Here is a 20,572-nt window from a genome sequence, read left to right as displayed (position 1 = left end):
GAGGCTAGCTTCTCCGTATGTAGAAAGCGCTTGCTGTGACGTTCACCAGTCCACGGCCCGTTTCGCCGGGCCGCCCGTGAAGGGTGGGGCGTACGCGGCGCGACGACCGCGTACGAAAGGGAACGACGTGACACGCAAGACGGTGCGTATCGCCATGAACGGCGTGACCGGGCGCATGGGCTACCGCCAGCACCTGGTCCGCTCCATCCTCGCCCTCCGCGAGCAGGGCGGGCTCGACCTCGGCGACGGCACCGTGCTGTGGCCCGAGCCGATCCTGGTCGGCCGCCGCGAGCACGCGCTGAAGGCGATGGCCGACCGGCACGGGCTGGAGCACTGGTCGACGGACGTGGACGCGGTCCTCGCCGACGAGACGGTGGACGTCTACTTCGACGCCCAGGTCACCTCCGCCCGCGAGGAGGCACTGAAGAAGGCCATCGCGGCCGGCAAGCACCTCTACACCGAGAAGCCCACCGCCACCGGCCTCGACGGCGCCCTGGACCTCGCCCGGCTGGCGAACGAGGCCGGCATCAAGCACGGCGTCGTCCAGGACAAGCTCTTCCTGCCCGGCCTGCTGAAGCTGAAGCGCCTCATCGACGGCGGCTTCTTCGGCCGGATCCTCTCCGTGCGCGGCGAGTTCGGCTACTGGGTCTTCGAGGGCGACTGGCAGACCGCCCAGCGCCCGTCCTGGAACTACCGGGCCGAGGACGGCGGCGGCATCGTCGTCGACATGTTCCCGCACTGGGAGTACGTGCTGCACGAGCTGTTCGGCCGGGTGAAGTCCGTCCAGGCGCTGACCGCCACGCACATCCCGCAGCGCTGGGACGAGAACGGCAAGCCGTACGACGCGACGGCCGACGACGCCGCCTACGGCGTCTTCGAGCTGGAGGGCGGCGCGATCGCCCAGATCAACTCCTCCTGGGCCGTGCGCGTCAACCGCGACGAGTTGGTGGAGTTCCAGGTCGACGGCACCGAGGGCTCCGCGGTCGCGGGTCTGCGCAACTGCCGTGCGCAGCACCGCAGCGCCACCCCCAAGCCGGTCTGGAACCCGGACATCCCCGCCACGGAGGTCTTCCGCGACCAGTGGCAGGAGGTGCCGGACAACACCGAGTTCGACAACGGATTCAAGGCCCAGTGGGAGCTGTTCCTGCGGCACGTCTACGCCGACGCCCCCTACCACTGGGACCTGCTGGCCGGTGCCCGCGGTGTGCAGCTCGCCGAGCTGGGCCTGCGCTCCTCGGCCGAGGGCCGCCGCCTCGACGTACCGGAGATCGCGCTGTGACCATCCGACTCCCCGGCGGCGACGGAACGTCGCGGACCTACGAGCCGCGCACGGAGCCCCTGGCCGTGACCCCCGGCACGCCGTTCACCTCCCGTACCGTCTTCTCGGCGGCGCACGTCGTCGCCGACCCGTTCGCGGACGTCTCCCCCGACTCGCCCGCCGCGGTCGACTGGGACGCCACCCTCGCCTTCCGCCGCCACCTGTGGTCGCACGGTCTGGGCGTCGCCGAGGCCATGGACACCGCCCAGCGCGGCATGGGCCTGGACTGGGCGGGCGCGGCGGAGCTGATCCGCAGGTCGGCGGCCGAGGCCAAGGCGGTCGGCGGCCGCATCGCCTGTGGCGTGGGCACCGACCAGATCGCCTCCGGCTCGCTCGCGGAGGTCCGCGCGGCCTACGAGGAGCAGCTCGCGGTCGTCGAGGAGTCCGGCGCGCAGGCCATCCTCATGGCTTCCCGGGCGCTCGCGGCGGCCGCCCGCGGACCCGAGGACTACCTGGAGGTCTACGCTCACCTGCTGCGCCAGTCGGCCGAGCCGGTGGTCCTGCACTGGCTGGGCCCGATGTTCGACCCGGCCCTGGAGGGCTACTGGGGCTCGTCCGACCTGGACGCGGCGACGGACACCTTCCTGGAGGTCGTCGCCGCCCACCCCGACAAGATCGACGGCATCAAGGTCTCCCTGCTGGACGCCCGGCGCGAGATCGACATCCGCCGCCGCCTCCCGCAGGGCGTGCGCTGCTACACGGGCGACGACTTCAACTACCCCGAGCTGATCGCGGGCGACGAGCAGGGCTTCAGCCACGCCCTGCTCGGCATCTTCGATCCCCTGGGCCCGCTGGCGGCGCAGGCGGTCCGGGCCCTGGACACGGGCGACGTGCGGGGCTTCCGCGATCTGCTCGACCCCACGGTCGGGCTCTCCCGCCACCTGTTCCAGACCCCGACCCGCTTCTACAAGACGGGCGTGGTCTTCCTGGCCTGGCTGGCGGGCCACCAGTCGCACTTCACGATGGTCGGCGGTCTGCAGTCGGCCCGCTCGCTGCCGCACCTCGCGACGGCGTACGAACTGGCCGACGGACTGGGGCTGTTCCCCGACCCGAAGCTGGCGGAGGAACGGATGAAGACGCTGCTGAGCGTGTACGGGGTGGACCAGTGAGCGGGTCGCTGGAACGCTTCTCCGTCAACCAGATGACGGTGAAGCAGCTGTCGCTGCCCGAACTGGCGGACGGCTGCGCCCGGCTGGGCATCCGCAACGTGGGGCTCTGGCGCGAGCCGGTGCGGACGTACGGACTGGAGGCCACCGCCAAGCTGGTCCGCGACGCGGGTCTCACGGTGACGACGTTGTGCCGGGGCGGCTTCTTCACGGCGATCGACCCACGGGAGCGGGCGCAGGCCCTGGCCGACAATCGCCGCGCGATCGACGAGGCGGCGACGCTGGGCACGGACACCCTGGTCCTGGTCTCGGGTGGTCTGCCCGCCGGCTCCAAGGACCTGCGCGGCGCCCGTGAACGCGTCGCGGACGCCCTGTCGGAGCTGAGCCCCTACGCGGAGCGGCACGGCGTACGCCTGGCCATCGAGCCGCTGCACCCCATGTACGCCTCGGACCGCTGCGTGGTGTCGACCCTGGCCCAGGCCCTGGACCTCGCCGAACGCTTCCCGGCGCACCAGGTCGGCGTCACCGTCGACACGTACCACATCTGGTGGGACGACACCGCCCCCGCGCAGATCGCCCGGGCGGGCGCGGGCGGGCGCATCCACACCTTCCAGCTCGCCGACTGGACGACCCCCCTCCCGGAGGGAGTCCTCACCGGCCGCGGCCAGATCGGCGACGGGTCGATCGACATGCGGGAGTGGCAGGGCCACGTGGAGGCGGCCGGCTACACCGGCGCCATCGAGGTGGAGCTGTTCAACGACGGCCTCTGGGCGCGGGACGGCCAGGAGGTCCTGGCCGAGACGGCCGCGCGGTTCACCGAGCACACCGGGTGACCTCGTCCCCGACCACGCTCGCTGCCCTGCTCCCCGTACCGGGGGCGGGGCAGCGGCGCGTGGGGGCCGCCCACGCCACCCCGGACGCGTCCGCCTCCCGGGCGTGACACGCCCTCCTGGACCGTGAAGCACCAGCGATGATTGCCGCATGGTTGGATGAAGCATCGCTAAGCAAATCCCCGAGCGAACCGCTCAGCGGAAAGGGGCATCCCGTGCTCGATCTCCAGCGGCTGCGCGCCCTGCACGCCGTCTCCGTGCACGGCACCGTCGGCGCCGCCGCGCTCGCCCTCGGGTACACGCCCTCCGCGGTGTCCCAGCAGATCGCCAAGCTGGAGCGCGAGACCCGGACCGTTCTGCTGGAGCGGGAGGGACGCGGCGTGCGGCTCACCGACGAGGCACGGCAACTGGTCGCGACCGCCCGAGAGTTGCTGGCCATCGTGGAGCGTGCGGAGACCGAGCTGGAGGAGCGGCGGGGGCGGCCGGCGGGGCGGCTGACGATCGCCGCGTTCGCGTCCGCGGCACGCGGGCTGATGCCGGGCGTGCTGGCCGAGCTGGGCCGCCGGCACCCCGCCCTGGACGCCCGGCTCTCGGAGGTCGACCCGCATCTGTCGGTCGACCTGGTGGCGAAGGGCGCCGTCGACCTCGCCGTCGCGCACGACTGGGACATCGCGCCGCTGCCCGCCCCTCCGGGTCTGGAGCAGGCGGTCATCGGGGACGACCTGTGCGATCTGCTCGTCCCCGAGGGGCATCCCTTCGCCGGGCGGGCCACCGTGCGGCGGGAGGAGCTGGGCGGCGAGCGGTGGATCTGCCAGCCGCCGGGGCGGGTCTGCCACGACTGGCTGCTGCGGACGCTGCGCACGGCCGGGCACGAGCCGGACATCGTCCACCAGGCGGACGAGAACCCCACTCTCGTGGCCCTCGTCGCGGCCGGGCTCGGTGTCGCGCTCATCCCCCGGCTGGGGCGCGGGCCGCTGCCCGCCGGGGTGGTGGAGGTGCCGCTGGATCCGCTGCCGGTGCGGCGGCTGTACGCGCTGTGGCGGACGGGGGCGGCCCGGCGTCCGGCCATCGCGGAAACCGTACGGGTGCTCGGTGAGCAGTGGCCGGAAGTGGCGGCTCATCCGCCCCGGTGAACCCCCGCCGCACCGTGCGCACCGACTTGCGGAAATCCGGGACGAGTCGGGAACCCGGGGCGGACCGTCCCCGTCCAAGGGCAGACCGCCGGAGAGTCACCGCGGTGCGGTGTCGGCCCTCGCCACTGGCTGCGATCGCTGACCACCCTCTCCGCCGTACCGCGGCCGGCGGCACCGTCGCCATCGGCGCGCCCCCCTCCAACCGCGCCGATGGCGGCCCCTCGCGCGGTCGGCGCGCGCTCCCTTGACTGGCAGAAACTTCCTGGATATTGGTGACCTCTTGGAAGTTTCCTTCAGTGGATCCACGAGCGGATCACCTCCGGAAGGAGCGCACGTGCACGACACCGGCACGGGAAGCACGGGAAACACCGCCCAGCCCTCCAGACGCACCGTCCTGGCCGCCACGGCCGGCGTCACCGCCGCCCTAGCGGCCCCCGGGTCCGCGCACGCGGCGGCCCCGGACGACAGCCGACTGCGCGCCCTCATCTCCCGCATGACGCTTCCGGAGAAGGTCGGCCAGCTCTTCGTGACGCGGGTCTACGGCCACTCCGCCACCGCCCCCGACCAGGCCGACATCGACGCCAACCTCGAGGAGATCGGGGTCCGCACGGCCGCCGAGCTGGTGGCGAGGTACCGGGTCGGCGGCATCATCTACTTCACCTGGGCGCACAACACCCGTGAGCCGCACCAGATCGCGGATCTGTCCAACGGCATCCAGAAGGCCTCCCTGGAGCTGCCGCGCGGGCTGCCCGTGCTCATCTCCACCGACCAGGAGCACGGGATCGTCGCCCGGGTGGGGCGGCCGGCGACGCTCTTCCCGGGGGCCATGGCGCTCGGGGCGGGCGGGTCGCGGTCCGACGCCCGCGCGCTCGGCAGGATCGCGGGCGCCGAGCTGCGGGCGATGGGGATCCGGCAGAACTACTCCCCCGTGGCCGACGTGAACGTCAACCCCGCCAACCCGGTCATCGGCGTACGGTCCTTCGGGGCCGACCCGCTGGCGGTGTCCGCGCTGGTGGCCGCCGAGGTCACCGGGTACCAGGGGTCCGGCGTCGCCGCGACCGCCAAGCACTTCCCCGGGCACGGGGACACCAACGTCGACAGCCACACCGGCTTCCCCACCATCACGCACAGCCGGGAACTGTGGGAGAAGCTGGACGCACCGCCGTTACGGGCGGCGATCGCCGCGGGCATCGACTCGATCATGACCGCGCACCTGATGGTCCCGGCCCTCGACGACTCCGGCGACCCGGCCACCCTCTCCCGCCCGATCCTCACCGGAATCCTGCGGGAACGCCTCGGCTACGACGGGGTCGTGGTCACCGACTCCCTCGGCATGGCGGGCGTGCGGAGCAAGTACGGCGACGACCGGGTGCCGGTGCTCGCGCTGAAGGCGGGCGTGGACCAGCTGCTCAACCCGCCCGACCTCGACCTCGCCTGGAACGCCGTGCTGACGGCCGTGCGCGCGGGTGAGCTCACCGAGGCCCGGCTCGACGAATCGATCCTGCGGGTGCTGCGGCTGAAGACGCGGCTGGGGCTCTTCCGTTCGCCGTACGTCACTCAGGGCGGGGTGGACCGGGCCGTCGGGACCCGGGCGCACCGGGCCGCGGCCGACCGGATCACCGAGCGGACGACCACGCTGCTCGTCAACGAGCGGCGGCTGCTGCCCCTGTCGCGGCGCCGGTTCTCCAAGGTGCTGGTGACCGGGGCGGATCCGGCCTCGCCGTCGGGCACGACGGGGCCGCCCACCGGTGTGCTCGCCGGCGCGCTGAGCGAACTGGGCTTCACCGCCAGCGCCCTGTCCACCGGCACCGCCCCCTCCGCGGCAGCCGTCACGAAGGCGGTCGCGGCGGCGCGGGACGCGGACGCGGTGGTCGTGGCCACGTACAACGTCACGGCGGCCAGCGGTCAGACGGCACTGGTGGAGCAGCTCGTGGCGACGGGGAGGCCGGTCGTGGCGGTGGCGATCCGCAACCCGTACGACGTGGCCCTGCTGCCGTCCGTACCGGCCTGCCTGGCCGCCTACTCCTGGACCGACGTCGAACTGCGGGCCGCCGCACGGGTGATCGCGGGGCGGGTGAGGCCGCGCGGGAAACTGCCGGTGGCGGTGCGGCGGGCGGATGATCCGGAGCAGGTGCTGTACCCCATCGGCTACGGGCTGTCGTACTAGACGTACGCCCCGGACCGGGCGCACCACCCCCAAGGTGCGCAAACCGTCCCATGTGCCTGGCGTGCGCCCGCTACGGCGGGTCACGCTGGGCGGGCACACTCGGGGGGACGGCGATGCGTGAGAGAAGTGGCCTGGGGGTGGCCGGCGGGCTGCTGGTACTGCTCGGCGCGCTGCTGACCGGCTGTCAGAGCCCGGCGGGCGGCGTGGCCGAGGACGGCCGGCTGAGCGAGGCGGGGACCGGAAGGACCGCCGCCGTGTCGCCGGTGCCGACCCGGCCGTCCGGGTACGGGGCGGTGTTCCTCGCGGTCGGCGAGTGCAGTTCCTTCGGTACGACGAGCTTCACCGAGGTGCCGTGTGCCGGTGAGCGGGCGGCGGCCCGGGTCGTGGCGCGGCACGACGGCACGGTGCGGGACGGGCCGCGCTGCCCGTCGACCACCGACTTCGTGCTGCACATCAGCGAGCAGCGGCCCGCGTCCGACGAGGACGGCGACGGGGCGGTGCCACGGGGCTTCGCCTGCATGCGCAACCTCCAGCCGCCGCACCCCGGCGACCCGGGCGGCGGGGGCGGGCCCCGCACGATCGTCGGCGACTGCGTCTACAGCTCGGGCGACCGGCAGGTCCGTGAGACCGCCTGCGACGGCACGGGCGAACGGCGCCCGCAGTACGAGGTGGTCCGGGCGGTCGCCGGGCGGTCCGACTGTCCCGGCGGGACCGCCCTGTACGTCCGGCTCGGCGGGAAACGGCCGGTGGGGTGCGCCCGGCCGATGTGAGCGGGGCGTTCGCCACCGCCCGTGTCAACGCATCAGCCCCCTGCGTGAACTGCGTCGCCGGGCCTCGGCCAGCTGGTCGCGGACGTGTTCCGGGGGGAGGTCCGCCGCCAGTCGGGCCAGTTCCTCGAAGGTCGACAGGTACGTTCCGCTGCTGCCCTCGCCCCGCAGTTCCCTCTCCCGCTCCACGAACGGCCGGACGGCCTTCCAGACCGAGACGATCCGGGTGCGCAGAACCGTGACCAGCAGGGTCTGGTCGAGCAGACCGAAGACGGCGAGATTGGCGAACGACTGGTAGTAGTACACGACGCTGCAGAAGGCCGTCCTGGCCTCGGCCGGCAACCCGCGTACTCCGTTCTCCGGGTCGTGCTCGGTGCCCAGGCGGGTGCACACGTAGTCGTGCTGCTCGTGGAACTCCGCGGACCGGAACTCCCTGAGCAGGTCGATCAGCACCGATATGTGGTTGGCGTGCTTCGCGGTGCGGGCCTGCCGTGCGCTGAACACGATGGAGGTCACCACTGCGACGACGGCGATGGCCGTGGTCACGACGTTGAAGACGACAGAACTGTCCATCAGGTCACCGTACGGAGCATTCACCGCGTGCGCAGGGACATGCCAACCGCCCCTCGGTCCGCAGAGCGAGGGGCGGTCGGGTGCGGGGCAGCGGGGTGGTTACGGACGCAGCGTCATCTCACGCCGGGTCTCCCGCTTGTCGAGCTTGGCGTCGAACTTCGCCAGCGGCTTGGCCGCCTGCGGGTCCGCCTGCACCGAACCGGAGGCGACACCGGCCCAGTCGAGGATGCGGGCGGTGGCCAGGGCCTTCTGCTCGGGCACGAGGCCCGCGACGTTGGCTCCGTGGTTCATGCCGGGAGCGGTCATGACGTAGGAGTCCTTCGCGCCCTTGCCGAGACGGAACGGCTCCGCGCTCCACGGGTCGTTCTGGCCGTTGACGAAGAGCATGCGGCGGGCGTTGTGCCGGACCCAGGTGTCCACGTCCCGCATCGCCGACGGCTGGAACCTCATCGGGATGTCCCGGGGGACGAAGTTGCGCGGCGGCTGGTAGCCGTAGCGGATGTACTGCTTCTCGATGTGCGGGAAGCCGATGGTCGGGGCGCCGAGCTGCGTGCCGGCCTGGTAGTAGTACGGCGTGTAGGTCGTCAGGCCCTGGTCGGCGTAGGCGGAGAAGCCGGCAATCGTGTCGACGGAGGTCCAGATCTCGTCGTCGGTGGCGTTCTTCGCGTCGGCCGGGATCTGGTCGCAGTCGGACAGCCCGCTGTACTGCCAGAAGCCCCACACGTAGTCGAGGACGGTCGCCTCGAAGGCCTTGTCCAGGCTGCCGATGGTGTCGAAGGTGAGGCCGTTGTCCTGCGCGAAGGCGGCGTACTTCTTCTCCAGCGGCTCGCGGCGCACCAGCGCCTCGCGCTGCACGCCGTTCAGCCGGTCGCGGCACTCCTCGGTGCCGACGCGCGCGAAGAAGCGGTCGTAGGCGGAGTCCTCCTCGTTCACCACGTCGTTGGGGGCGACGTAGGCGACCACACCGTCCATGTCACGCGGGTAGAAGCGCTCGTAGTAGGTGGCGGTCATGCCGCCCTTCGAGCCGCCCGTGGAGATCCACTTCTTGCCGTAGATGCCCTTCAGGGCCTTGAAGACGCGGTGCTGGTCGCTGGCCGCCTGCCAGATGTCCAGCTTGGACCAGTCGGCCGGGGTGGGCCGGGACGGGGTGAAGAAGCGGTACTCCAGGGAGACCTGGTTGCCGTCCACGATCTGGGTGGGCTCGCTGCGGCGGGGCGTCGTGGAGACGTTGTAGCCGCTGGTGAAGAACACCGTCGGGCGCGAGACGTCCTTGTGCAGCACGGTGATGCGCTGCTGGAAGGTGCCCTTCGAGGGCTTCCGGTGGTCGACCGGCTGCGTGTAGTTCAGGACGAAGAAGCGGTAGCCGGTGTACGGCTTCTCCTCGACCAGGCTCATGCCCGGTATGGAGAGCAGTCTCTCCTTGATGTCGGTGGTGCTGTCGGTGCCGGCGGCGTCGGCGGCGGTGGCCGCTCCCGCCGTGCCCAGTGTGCTTATGAGCACCGTGAGCGCCAGCAGCCATCTGAGCGCCTTGCGCATGCGCACTCCCCTGTGAGACAGATGTGCGCCGGAAGCTAGCTCACCAACTCGCCTGAGCACCAGGGGACATGGGGAAAACCCTGTGCGCGCCGGGCGCGTCGCCGCATGTCGTGCGTCAGCACAGGATCCAGCCGGAGCTGAACTTGCCCCTCCCGACCTGGCCCTTGAGCCAGACGCAGCGGCGCCCGGCGTGCACGGTGACCGGGCCCGCGTGATGACCGTACGTGCCCGCGTCGACGACCGGCCGGTTGCCGCGCGCCTGCACGCTCACCGACATCTTGCGCTTCCCGCCGGTTCTCTTGGGGAGGGTGACGGCGCAGACGTAGCCGCCGCGCTTGTAGACGAGCACTTTCCCGGTGGAGAAGGGCAGGGTGCGCACCTTGCGCCCGGGGCAGAGCGCGGTGGCGGCGGCCTGCGCGTCCCCCGGCACCGCGACGGCCAGCAGCCCGGAGGCGGTCAGCACGGCCAGCCCGAGCGCGAGCCGCCGGCGTATCGCTCCACTGTCCACTGTCGTCCTCCCGTACCGCGTCGTCCGCGACCATCGGCGTACGCCAGTACGGACGCATGACGTATGTCGGACGGTTGCGCGGACGTCACGGACCCGCGGCAAAGGGGGTGCCGTCAGCGGGTGGCCCCGACCGGCTCCTCCGGCTCGGCGGCGCCGATGAACGTCCGCCACAGCTCCGCGTACCGGCCTCCGCGGGCGAGCAGCTCCTCGTGCGTGCCGTCCTCCGCGACCCGGCCGCGGTCCATGACGACGACCCGGTCGGCGCGTGCGGCGGTGGTGAGACGGTGGGCGACGATCAAGGTGGTGCGCGCCTGAGCGCTCGCCGGGGCGTGGCCGTCGGGCGACGGGAGGGCGGTGCGGCGGCCCGCGAGCCGGTCGGTGGCCTGGTTGACGCGGGCTTCCGTCGCCAGGTCCAGGGCGGCCGTGGCCTCGTCGAGCAGCAGGACGTCGGGGTCGACCAGCTCGGCCCTGGCCAGCGCGATCAGCTGGCGCTGCCCGGCGGACAGGTTGCGTCCGCGCTCGGCGACCTCGTGGAGGTAGCCGCCCTCCAGGGTGGCGATCATGTCGTGCGCGCCGACCGCGCGGGCCGCCGCCTCGACCTCGGCGTCGGTGGCGTCCGGCCGGCCGTAGGCGATGGCGTCACGGACGGTGCCCTGGAAGAGGTACGCCTCCTGCGGGACGACCCCCAGGCGGTGCCGGTACGAGGTGAGGTCGAGGTCCCGCAGGTCGGTGCCGTCGACGGTGACCCGGCCGCCGGTGGGGTCGTAGAAGCGGGCCACCAGCTTGACGAGGGTCGACTTGCCCGCGCCGGTCTCGCCGACGAACGCGACGGTCTGCCCGGCCGGGATGCGCAGGTCGACACCGACGAGGGCCTCTTCGTCGTCCCCGTACGCGAAGTGCACGTCCTCGAAGGCGATGTCGCCGCGCAGGGAGGGGACTTCGCGGGGCTCCTCGGCGGACTTCGTCGACGTCGGCTCGCGGAGCAGCTCCTGGATGCGGCCCAGCGAGACGGACGCCTGCTGGTAGCCGTCGAAGACCTGGGAGAGCTGCTGCACGGGCGCGAAGAACAGGTCGATGTAGAGCAGGTAGGCCACCAGCGAGCCGATCGCGAGCGTCCCGGCGTCGACCCGGGCCCCGCCCACGATCAGCACGGCCGCCGCGGCCACCGACGACAGGAACTGCACGAACGGGAAGTACACCGAGATCAGCCACTGGCCGCGGATGCGCGCCCGGCGGTAGTCGGCGCTGTGCTCCGCGAACCGCCGCCCGCCGTCCCGCTCCCGCCGGAAGGCCTGCACGATCCGCAGCCCGGACACCGACTCCTGGAGGTCGGCGTTGACGACCGACACGCGTTCGCGGGCCAGTTCGTACGCCTTCACGCTCGCCCGGCGGAAGAAGTACGTGGCGATGATCAGCGGCGGCAGCGTCGCGAAGACGACCAGCGCCAGCTCCACGTCGATCACCAGCAGGGCGACCATGATGCCGAAGAAGGTGACGATCGAGACGAAGGCCGTGACCAGGCCCGTCTGGAGGAACGTCGACAACGCGTCGACGTCGGTCGTCATCCGGGTCATGATGCGCCCGGTCAGCTCCCGCTCGTAGTAGTCGAGCCCGAGGCGCTGGAGCTGGGAGAAGATCTTGAGCCGGAGCGAGTACAGGACCCGTTCGCCGGTGCGCCCGGTCATCCGGGTCTCACCGACCTGGGCCGCCCACTGCACCGCGACCGTCAGCAGCCCCAGCAGGGCCGCCACCCACACCGCGCCGAGGGCGGCCTGGGTGACGCCGGAGTCGATCCCGTGCCGGATCAGCACCGGCAGCAGCAGGCCCATGCCCGCGTCGGTGGCCACCAGGGCGAGGCTGACCAGCAGGGGCAGTCCGAAGCCGCTCAGCAGGCGGCGCAGGCCGTAGGAGTGCTCCGGCCGGACGGCCCGCGACTCGTCGATGTCCGGGACGTCGGTGGCCGGGGGCAGCGCCTCGACCTGGGCGAGCAGCTCGGGGGTGGCGGGGCTCTCGGCGAGGGCGGTGTCCTCGCGCTCGCGGTCGCCGCTCCACAGCCGTGGGGTGACCCCGCGCTCGGCGTCGAACTCGGCGTCCAGCTCGTCCCGTACCGAGGTGTCCTCCTGGGGGCACGCCGGCTGGGTGTGACCCGGGGAGACCCCGCCCAGCTCCTCCGGGTCGGTGAGCAGGCGCCGGTAGAGGGCGGAGCGCTGCCGGAGTTCCTCGTGGGTGCCGATGTCGGCGAGGCGGCCGCCGTCCAGGACGGCGATGCGGTCGGCGAGGTTCAGGGTGGAGCGGCGGTGGGCGATCAATAGGGTGGTGCGCGCGTCAGCGCTCGTTGAGGGGTGGTGGTCGGGCGACGGGCGGGCGGTGCGGCCCCGCATGACCTCCTTCAGGGCCTCGTGGATCTCGTGCTCGACCCGCGCGTCCACGGCGGAGGTGGCATCGTCCAGGACCAGCAGGCGCGGGTCGCTGAGGATGGCCCGGGCGAGGGCGACGCGCTGGCGCTGGCCGCCGGAGAGGGTCAGGCCGTGCTCGCCGACCGTGGTGTCGTAGCCGTCGGGCAGCTCTCTGATGAAACGGTCCGCCTGGGCGGCGCGGGCGGCCTTCTCGATCTCCTCCAGGGTGGCGTCCGGACGGCCGTAGGCGATGTTGGCACGGACCGTGTCGGAGAAGAGGAACGAGTCCTCCGGGACCAGCCCGATCGCCGCCCGCAGCGACCGCAGGGTCAGCTCGCGCACATCGTGGCCGCCGATCAGGACGGCCCCGCGGGTGACGTCGTAGAAGCGCGGCAGCAGCAGGGAGACCGTGGACTTGCCGGAGCCGGAGGAGCCGACGACGGCGAGGGTCTCGCCGGGGCGGATCTCGAAGGAGAGGCCGTCGAGGACGCCGCGGTCGTCGCCGTAGCCGAAGGAGACGTCGTCGAACTCGACCGTCGCGGGGGCGTCGGCGGGCAGGTCCTTGTGGCCGTCCTCGATGGACGGCTCGGTGTCGATCAGCTCCAGGACGCGCTCCGTGCCGGCGCGGGCCTGCTGGCCGACGGTGAGCACCACCGCGAGCATGCGGACCGGGCCGACCAGCTGGGCGAGATAGGTGGAGAACGCGACGAACGTGCCGAGCGTGATCTGCCCGCGCACCGCCAGCCAGCCGCCGAGGGCCAGCATCGCGACCTGGCCGAGCGCGGGGACGACCTGCAGGGCCGGGGTGTAGACCGAGTTCAGGCGGATAGTGCGCAGGCGGCCCGCGAAGAGCCGGCGGGAGACCTCCCTGAGCTTGCCGGTCTCCTGCTCCTCCTGCCCGAAACCCTTCACCACGCGTACGCCGCTGACGGCGCCGTCGACCACGCCCGCGACCGCCGCGGCCTGGGCCTGGGCGTACCAGGTGGAGGGGTGCAGCCGAGTGCGGCTGCGCTTGGCGATCCACCAGATGGCGGGCGCCACCGCCAGGGCGACCAGGGTCAGCGGCACGGACAGCCACGCCATGACGACCAGGGAGATCAGGAACAGCGCGAAGTTCCCGATGGTCATCGGGAGCATGAAGAGCAGACCCTGGATCAGCTGGAGGTCGCTGGTGGCGCGGCCGACGACCTGGCCGGTGGACAGCTCGTCCTGGCGGCGGCCGTCGAGCCGGGTGATCGTGTCGTACATCTCCGTCCGCAGGTCGTGCTGGACGTCGAGGGCGAGGCGCCCGCCGTAGTAGCGGCGGACGTAGGTGAGGACGTAGACGATCAGCGCGGCGGCGACGAGGAGCCCGGCCCAGGTGGTCATGGACCGGGTGTGCTCGCTGATGACGTCGTCGATGATCACCTTGGTGATCAACGGGACGAGGGCCATGACGGCCATGCCCGCCAGCGAGGAGCCGAGGGCGAGTACGACGTCCTTCGGGTGGCGCCATGCGTAAGCCCACAGCCGTCGTGCCCATCCCCGTCGCGGTGTCACACCGGTACCTTCCCGTCGTCCTGAGCTGCCGTCGTCCTGAGCGCTGCCGGAAGGCATCAACGCGATCGGAAGCCGCTTTCATCCCGCCGTAACGTTTTCGATTCGCGTCGGGGTGGGGGGACGGCGGGGTGGAGGGCGGGGCGGTTCGCCTGCGGCCCTGGTGGTGGTTTTCGGGAGCTCGGCTCAGTCGTGCCGGGGCTCGGCGTCAGTTGCGTCAGTTGCGTCAGTTGCGTCAGTTGCGTCAGGGGCTCGACGTCTGTTGTGTGTCAGGGGATTGGCCGGCTCTCGGCGCTCGGTCGGCCTTCCGGGCCCGGATGCCTCGGCGCCCGGGGGGTGTCATGTGCTGGGCGGTCGGCCTTCCTGCGCCCTACCGGTCCCGTGGTCCCGCGGCCCCGTGTGCCCGGCGGATACGGGTGCTCGGCGGATACGGGTGCTCGGCGAGGCTCAGGGACTCGGCGCGGTCAGATACCGCTGGATCGTCGGTGCCAGCCATGCCACGATCTCCGCCCGCGCCAGACCCGTCGCCGGCGGCATCCGCAGCACGTACCGCGTGAGCGCCAACCCCAGCAGTTGTGACGCCATGAGTGCCGCCCGCGCCGGGACCTGCTCGGGGTCGGGGCACACCTGCCGGGCGACCGGCAGGAGTTGGTCCCGCAGGATGCCCTGCATGCGCTCCGCTCCGGCCTGGTTGGTCACGCCGACCCGCAGCAGGGCGGTGAGGACTTCGTTGTTCTCCCACATGTCGAGGAAGTGCTCGACGAGGGTCCGCCCCGCGTCCTGCCGGCGATCCGCCCCGCTCACGTCCGGCAGGTGCAGGTCGATGGCGACGGCCGCCGCGAAGAGACCCTCTTTGTTGCGGTAGTACCGCATCACCATCGATGGATCGATGTTCGCGTCCTTGGCGATGGCGCGGATGGTGGCTCGCTCGTAGCCGTCGGTCGCGAAGCGCTCGCGGGCCGCCATGAGGATCGCACTGCGGGTGGCGTCGGAGCGGCGGGGGGTCCCGGAGCCGGGAACCGTGGAGGTGCTGTCGCTGCCGTTCATGCCAACAAGCGTAGACCAACGAGTGTAGGTCAACAAGCGTAGGCCAACGGGTGCAGGCCAATGGGCGCAGGCCAACGGGTGCAGGCCAACGGGTGCAGACCAACAGGGCACAGGCCAACGGGTGTAGGTCAACAATCGTTGGCCAACGTGTGTTTGCCAACGTCTGTTGACATCTCACCCGGCGCTTCACTATGTTCGTCAACGAACGTTTGCAAACACACGTTGGCCAACGAGCGATGGCAAGCAAACGTTGGCAGGTAAACGTTGGAAAACAAGCGTTGGCTACAGGAGGCCACCATGAACGGCACCGCCACCCACCGCACCGTGATCGTCGTCGGATCCGGCCCCACCGGTCTCCTCCTCGCCGGTGACCTCGCCACTGCCGGCGTCTCCGTGACCCTCGTCGAGAAGCGTCCGCGCAAGATCAGCAACCTCTCCCGCGCCTTCGGCGTGCACGCCCGCACCCTGGAGCAGCTCGACGCCCGTGGCCTCGCCGACGAACTCCTCACCACTGGCGCCACCATCACCGGCCTGCGGCTCTTCCGCCGCCTCTCCCTCGATCTGAGCACGCTGCCCTCGCGTTTCCCGTTCCTGCTCATCACCCCGCAGTACGAGGTCGAGCGGCTCCTGGAGCGGCGGGCCCGGGAGGCTGGGGTCGAGTTCGCGTACGAGAGCGAGGTCGTGGGGCTGCGGCAGGACGAGGAGGGGGTCGACCTCGACGTACGCGGCGCGGACGGGGCGGTCGTCACCCGCCGGGCGGCCTATGTCGTCGGCGCCGATGGTCACCGGAGCGCCGTGCGGGAGGCGATCGGCCTGGACTTCCCCGGTGTCTCCGTCATCAAGTCGCTGATCCTGGCCGATGTCCGGCTGGCCGAGAAACCCGAGGGTGTCCTCACCGTCAACGGCCGCGGCGACGCCTTCGCGATGATCGCCTCCTTCGGCGACGGCTGGTACCGGGTCATGGGATGGAACCGCCGCAACGAGGTCTCCGACGACGCCCCGCTCGACCTCGACGAGGTCAAGGAGATCACCCGCCGTGCCCTGGGCACCGACTACGGCATGCACGACGCCCGCTGGCTCTCCCGTTTCCACAGTGACGAGCGCCAGGCACCGCACTACCGGGTCGGGCGCGTCTTCCTCGCCGGGGACGCCGCGCACATCCACTCCCCGGCCGGCGGGCAGGGCATGAACACCGGCCTCCAGGACGCCGCCAACCTGAGCTGGAAGCTCGCCGCGGCCGTCCGGGGCGGGGCGCCCGAAGGGCTCCTCGACAGCTACGAGGCCGAGCGCCACCCGGTCGGCAGGGCGGTGCTGCGCAGCAGTGGCGGACTGGTCCGGCTGGCCCGCGCGCGCAATCCGCTGTTGCGTGCCGTCCGCGCCCTGGTCTCCGCGTTCGTCGACATGGCCCCGCCCGTCCAGCGCAAGGCCCTGGGGCAGATCACCGGGATCGGCTACGCCTACCCCGCCCCCCGCGGCGCCCACCGCCTCACCGGCACCCGTGTCCCCGACGTCGCCCTGAAGGTCGGCCGGCTCTACGAGGCGCTGCGCGGCGGCCGGTTCGTGCTGATCACGCCGGGGACGTACGAAGGCCCAGGTGTCCGTGAGGGGTGGCTGACCGTGGAGCGCTGGGCGGGCGACCGCCGGACGACCGTCCTGGTACGGCCCGACGGATACGTGGCCTGGGCGGCGGAGGACGCGGACGCGGCGGGGATCGAGGAGGCGTTGGCCTCGTATCGGGGCTAGGCCGTCGGCTTCGGCCGGGCGGCGGGCGGCCTCGACACCCTGCCGTTCCGGCCATCGCCGGGTCGGTGCCCCGTCAGTGCCCGGTCAGCGCCCGGTCAGCGCCCGGCGCCGGGTCCAGAGGCGGTGCCTGGGCCGCACACGCAAGAAGTAGAAGCGGGTCGTCTGGGCGGCTTCTGGTTGTCGTCGCTGACCATCAGGACCGCACGGGCTCGGGCTCAAGTTCCGGTTCCTCTTGCGGTTTCCGGTTCCTCTTCCGGCTTCCGGCTCCTCGACTTCCGGCTTCCGGCTCCTCGACTTCCGGCTTCCGGCTCCTCGACTTCCGGCTTCCGGCTCCTCGACTTCCGGTTTCCGGCTCCTCGACGCAGTCGAGTCAGTCGGCCGTCTACCGTCTCGACCCGGCCGACGTCAGCTGATCCGCCACAACCCCGCACATACGAACGGCCCCCGACGCCCTGGCCCGGGGCCGTTCCCCTGTCCCCGATCATGGACACCGGTGTCTGGCGAACGGGTGAAGGGAAACGCGACGGTGGGCCATTGCCTGGAGATGAGCACCGGAGACATGAGAACGGTGGTGCGGCTGCTCACCGCGGTGGAGCGGACCGAGCGGCAGGAGCGCACACTGGCCCGGGTACGCACGGAGTGCGCACGCACCGACGCCCGCTTCCGGGAGCAGGGCATCGACCTCGCCGTCTCCATCAGCCAGGCCCTGGACGAGCTGGCCGACGGCACCCCGAGCACCGACCTCTGCCCGGCGTACAGCTACGCCTTCTACCTGACCGTCGCGGCGCACTTCTCCGACCCGACCGATCTCGGCGCCTGGCGCCGCCCGTCCTGGTTCCACGCCATGGACGACGAACTGGCCCGGCACGGCGTACCGGCTGATCTGCTCCCGGGCATGTTCCTGTTCAGCGGCCCGCCGCTGCGGCTGCCCCACCCCGGCGACGCGGTGCCCGCGATCGGCACGCTGCCGACCCGGCGGGCCGCCGCCCTCGCCGAGGCCTACACGCGCGTACTCGACCGCCTCGACCCCGAATTCCGGGGCGCGGCCCGCCGGTTCGCCGACGCGATGCGGTTCGAGGCGGAGCAGTGGGACAGCGCACGCAGGCTCGGGACCAACCCCGACACGCTGCTCTTCTGGTTCCACTGACCTCCGCCGCACCTCTTGACGCGGTCTTCCCCACCGGGATACTTGCGGTCGACAGCGCGCCAACTGCCGTGTCACACACAGGCGTTGCAGAGACGGCGGCGCTGTTTGTACGAGATCCCGAACGCCGTGCGAAGCTTCGAAACCTTCGTGACGGCCACCCCCCACTGGAGGATCCGCACATGAGCCCACGCAAGGCACTCATAGCCGCCCTGACCGCCGCACTGCTGGCCGGTCCCGGCGTCGCCGCCCAGGCCGCCACCGACCAGGCCCCGCCCGCCCCGGCCCGGGAACGCGCGGCGGCCGCCACCATCACCTGGTCCCTCGTCCGCGCGAGCAGCCCCACCGCGGACCAGCGCGCTGCCTACGACCTCATCACCAGGGCCATGAACGCGGCGGTGGCCCGCTACAACAACCTCAGCGACCTGGGCAAGACCCTCACCGTCCGCTACGAGCCGGGCGTCCCCACCGCCGACGGCAACATCAACGGCACCATCCGCTTCGGCAGCAACCGCAGCTACATGAACGAGCGGACGGCCCTGCACGAGATCGCCCACACCATCGGCGTGGGCACCAGTTCGGGCTGGTCCCGCCTCGGCGGCAGCGGCACCTGGACCGGCGGGCAGGCCACCGCCCTCGTCAGGCAGTACGACGGCTCGGGCGCCAAGATCTCCACCGGGGGCGGCCACTTCTGGCCCTACGGCCTGAACTACGACAACGAGTGGTCGGGCACGGCGGCCGACCGGCACGTCCACATCGTCGCCGCGATGGTCCGCGACGGCCTGTAGTCAGCAGGGCCCTCGCTCAACCCAGGTGCCTCGGCGCGAACACGCGCACCACGGCCGGGAGCAGGACCACCGAAGGCCCGCGCGTCCAGGGGGCCTTCGCGAGGTCCCGTTCCCGGTTCTCCGGGGTCGTCCCGACCCCGGAGAACCCACGCACTCGCGCAGGATGCCGTCGCCACCGTCGTCGACGATCAGCCTGAGGACGTCCAGGTCGCGTCAACTCGCGTAGAACACCACCGAACTGCCGGTTTCCGTCACCTGATCGCCATGTCGGATTCATTTACACGGTCGCATGTCCATGTCACTCTCCCGGTTATCGCCTCCGATCAACCCGCGTAGAGGGGACCCCACATGCTGGTGACAAGACGGATACGCCGATGGAAGCCGGTGGCGCTGGCCACCGCCGCCGCCCTGGCCGGCCTCACCGCGTCCACTCTGACCGCTCCCCCGGCCGCGGCCACGACGACCGCGTACGACACGACGTACTACAAGAACGCGGTCGGCAAGACGGGCACCGGTCTCAAGTCCTCCCTGCACACCATCATCAGCAGCCAGACGAAGATCTCGTACTCCGCGGTCTGGAACGCCCTCAAGGTCACCGACCAGGACCCGAACAACAGCAACAACGTGATCCTGCTGTACTCGGGCATCTCCCGCAGCAAGTCCCTCAACGGCGGCGACGTGGGCGACTGGAACCGCGAGCACGTGTGGGCCAAGTCCCACGGCGACTTCGGCACCTCCACCGGTCCCGGCACCGACCTGCACCACCTGCGCCCCTCGGACGTCCGGGTCAACTCGATCCGGGGCAACAAGGACTTCGACAACGGCGGCAGCGGCTTCACCGACAGCGGCGGCAGCCTCACCGACTCCGACTCCTTCGAGCCCCGCGACGCCGTCAAGGGCGACGTGGCCCGCATGATCTTCTACATGGCGGTCCGCTACGAGGGCGGCGACGGCTGGGCCGACTTGGAGGTCAACGGCCAGGTCGGCAACGGCACCAACCCCTACATGGGCAAGCTCTCCGTGCTCAAGGCCTGGCACCAGGAGGACCCGCCGGACGCCTTCGAGCAGCGCCGCAACGACGTCATCCACGACTCCTACCAGCACAACCGCAACCCGTTCATCGACCACCCGGAGTGGGTCGAGTCGATCTGGTAGGCCTCACCGCGGCTGAACTCCCTCAGGGAGTTCAGCCCGGCCTACCGAACATCACCCATCCAGAGCCGCCGCCCCAGCTCGTCGAGGTCCGCCCGCCGTTCTTCGTACTCGGGCAGCGCGGTCCGCAGCAGCCGCCAGAAGTCCTCCCGGTGCCCGGACACCTTCACGTGGGCCAGTTCATGGGCGATGACGTAGTCGATCAGGTGCATGGGCAGCTGGAAGAGCGGCCACCCGAGACTCATCAGCCCCTTGGCGCCCGACCCGGCCTGCGGCGGCCGGTAGGAACCCCATCGGCCCCCCAGGTCCCGCACGTCGAGTTCCGGCTCGGTCACACCCATGCGGGCCGCCCAAGGCTGGAGCCGGTGTCCCGTCCAGTTCCGGCCGGCCCGGCAGTACCAGTCGACCAGCGCCGCCCGGCCCGCCTGCGGATCCGCCGCCAGATCCGGGCCCATGACAAGCCGCCCCGCGATCAGCCGGACCCCTCCGCCCGCCCCCTCCTCACCGGACACAGCCAGCCGGTACGTCCGCCCCAGATAGCGGAAGGCCTCTCCGTCGACGAGCTGTTTAACGGGGCTGAGCGGGCGTGTGCGCTCCCGCTCCCGCCGCTTGGTCAGCAGCCAGTCCCCGTGCGCGCGGACGAACTGCTCCGCCTCGGCCGTCGAGCGTCCGGCCGGGGTGTGCAGGGTGAGGGTCGCATCGGTCTCGACGGTCAGCGCGAACCGTTTCCTTCGGGCGCTGGCACGCACCCGCAGAGACAGCCCGTCCACGGTGAGGAGGGCTTCGGGGGCGGAGTACGTCGAAGGATCGGCCGGCGCGGTCACCCGC

At 71.7% G+C, this 20,572-nt stretch carries 16 protein-coding genes and 1 pseudogene; 10 read left to right on the top strand and 7 right to left on the bottom strand.

Annotation, left to right across the window (positions count from 1 at the left end; translation table 11 throughout):
* Positions 1-127: 127 nt before the first annotated feature.
* The 6 genes from ABTX62_RS13130 to ABTX62_RS13105 all read left to right on the top strand — a co-directional run bounded on the left by ABTX62_RS13130 (position 128) and on the right by ABTX62_RS13105 (position 7,324).
* Complete coding sequence (locus tag ABTX62_RS13130) at positions 128-1,279, top strand: Gfo/Idh/MocA family protein (RefSeq protein ID WP_352116234.1); 1,152 nt, start codon at positions 128-130, stop codon at positions 1,277-1,279.
* Entirely contained in the window at positions 1,276-2,427 is a 1,152-nt protein-coding gene (locus tag ABTX62_RS13125) for a dihydrodipicolinate synthase family protein (RefSeq protein WP_352116233.1), read from the top strand. Before ABTX62_RS13130 ends, ABTX62_RS13125 begins: the two co-directional genes overlap by 4 nt.
* Before the next feature lie 32 nt (positions 2,428-2,459).
* Positions 2,460-3,257 carry a sugar phosphate isomerase/epimerase family protein gene (locus tag ABTX62_RS13120; protein ID WP_352116258.1) on the top strand — a complete coding sequence of 266 codons (798 nt, stop codon included), beginning with the start codon at positions 2,460-2,462 and terminating at the stop codon, positions 3,255-3,257.
* Between the two features lie 212 nt (positions 3,258-3,469).
* Positions 3,470-4,387: a LysR family transcriptional regulator gene (locus ABTX62_RS13115; protein WP_352116232.1), complete on the top strand. Its 918-nt coding sequence runs from the start codon at positions 3,470-3,472 to the stop codon at positions 4,385-4,387.
* Between the two features lie 334 nt (positions 4,388-4,721).
* Positions 4,722-6,554: a glycoside hydrolase family 3 protein gene (locus ABTX62_RS13110; protein WP_352116231.1), complete on the top strand. Its 1,833-nt coding sequence runs from the start codon at positions 4,722-4,724 to the stop codon at positions 6,552-6,554.
* Positions 6,555-6,667: 113 nt separating this feature from the next.
* The gene (locus ABTX62_RS13105) at positions 6,668-7,324 is read left to right on the top strand and encodes a hypothetical protein (RefSeq protein WP_352116230.1); all 657 of its coding nucleotides are present in this window, start codon (positions 6,668-6,670) and stop codon (positions 7,322-7,324) included.
* 24 nt (positions 7,325-7,348) lie between these two features.
* Here ABTX62_RS13105 and ABTX62_RS13100 read toward each other — a convergent pair whose 3' ends face one another.
* The 5 genes from ABTX62_RS13100 to ABTX62_RS13080 form a co-directional block, all read right to left on the bottom strand.
* Positions 7,349-7,894, bottom strand: a complete 546-nt coding sequence (locus tag ABTX62_RS13100; protein WP_352116229.1) for a DUF4760 domain-containing protein — start codon at positions 7,892-7,894, stop codon at positions 7,349-7,351.
* Between the two features lie 99 nt (positions 7,895-7,993).
* Positions 7,994-9,430 carry a S28 family serine protease gene (locus tag ABTX62_RS13095; protein WP_352116228.1) on the bottom strand — a complete coding sequence of 479 codons (1,437 nt, stop codon included), beginning with the start codon at positions 9,428-9,430 and terminating at the stop codon, positions 7,994-7,996.
* Positions 9,431-9,545: 115 nt separating this feature from the next.
* Positions 9,546-9,938, bottom strand: coding sequence for a hypothetical protein (locus ABTX62_RS13090; RefSeq protein WP_352116227.1), 393 nt, complete (start codon positions 9,936-9,938; stop codon positions 9,546-9,548).
* Positions 9,939-10,051: 113 nt separating this feature from the next.
* A complete protein-coding gene (locus ABTX62_RS13085; RefSeq protein WP_352116226.1) occupies positions 10,052-13,873 on the bottom strand; it encodes an ABC transporter ATP-binding protein in 3,822 nt (1,273 codons plus the stop codon).
* Between the two features lie 444 nt (positions 13,874-14,317).
* Positions 14,318-14,917: a TetR/AcrR family transcriptional regulator gene (locus ABTX62_RS13080; protein ID WP_352116225.1), complete on the bottom strand. Its 600-nt coding sequence runs from the start codon at positions 14,915-14,917 to the stop codon at positions 14,318-14,320.
* Between the two features lie 297 nt (positions 14,918-15,214).
* Between ABTX62_RS13080 and ABTX62_RS13075 the strand changes: the two genes are divergently transcribed.
* The 3 genes from ABTX62_RS13075 (at position 15,215) to ABTX62_RS13065 (ending at position 18,592) form a co-directional block, all read left to right on the top strand.
* The gene (locus tag ABTX62_RS13075) at positions 15,215-16,660 is read left to right on the top strand and encodes an FAD-dependent monooxygenase (protein WP_352116224.1); all 1,446 of its coding nucleotides are present in this window, start codon (positions 15,215-15,217) and stop codon (positions 16,658-16,660) included.
* A gap of 493 nt (positions 16,661-17,153) precedes the next feature.
* Positions 17,154-17,807, top strand: a complete 654-nt coding sequence (locus ABTX62_RS13070) for a DUF7691 family protein (protein WP_502997942.1) — start codon at positions 17,154-17,156, stop codon at positions 17,805-17,807.
* A gap of 179 nt (positions 17,808-17,986) precedes the next feature.
* Complete coding sequence (locus ABTX62_RS13065) at positions 17,987-18,592, top strand: hypothetical protein (RefSeq protein ID WP_352116222.1); 606 nt, start codon at positions 17,987-17,989, stop codon at positions 18,590-18,592.
* A 16-nt stretch (positions 18,593-18,608) separates the two neighbouring features.
* On the opposite strand, the pseudogene ABTX62_RS37890 reads toward ABTX62_RS13065, so the two are convergent.
* Positions 18,609-18,802: pseudogene (locus tag ABTX62_RS37890) on the bottom strand (thiamine pyrophosphate-binding protein); the annotation flags it as partial.
* Between the two features lie 138 nt (positions 18,803-18,940).
* Here ABTX62_RS37890 and ABTX62_RS13060 point away from each other — a divergent pair.
* On the top strand, positions 18,941-19,747 hold the full coding sequence (locus tag ABTX62_RS13060; RefSeq protein ID WP_352116221.1) for an endonuclease I family protein: 807 nt from the start codon (positions 18,941-18,943) through the stop codon (positions 19,745-19,747).
* Between the two features lie 41 nt (positions 19,748-19,788).
* On the opposite strand, the gene ABTX62_RS13055 is transcribed toward ABTX62_RS13060, so the two are convergent.
* On the bottom strand, positions 19,789-20,568 hold the full coding sequence (locus ABTX62_RS13055) for a M48 family metallopeptidase (RefSeq protein ID WP_352116220.1): 780 nt from the start codon (positions 20,566-20,568) through the stop codon (positions 19,789-19,791).
* Positions 20,569-20,572: the final 4 nt, after the last annotated feature.

The sequence above is a fragment of the Streptomyces sp. NPDC096046 genome (genome assembly GCF_040303285.1).
Taxonomy (GTDB): domain Bacteria; phylum Actinomycetota; class Actinomycetes; order Streptomycetales; family Streptomycetaceae; genus Streptomyces.
Note: the sequence above shows the minus strand (reverse complement) of the source record. Positions and strands in the feature narration are given on the sequence as shown.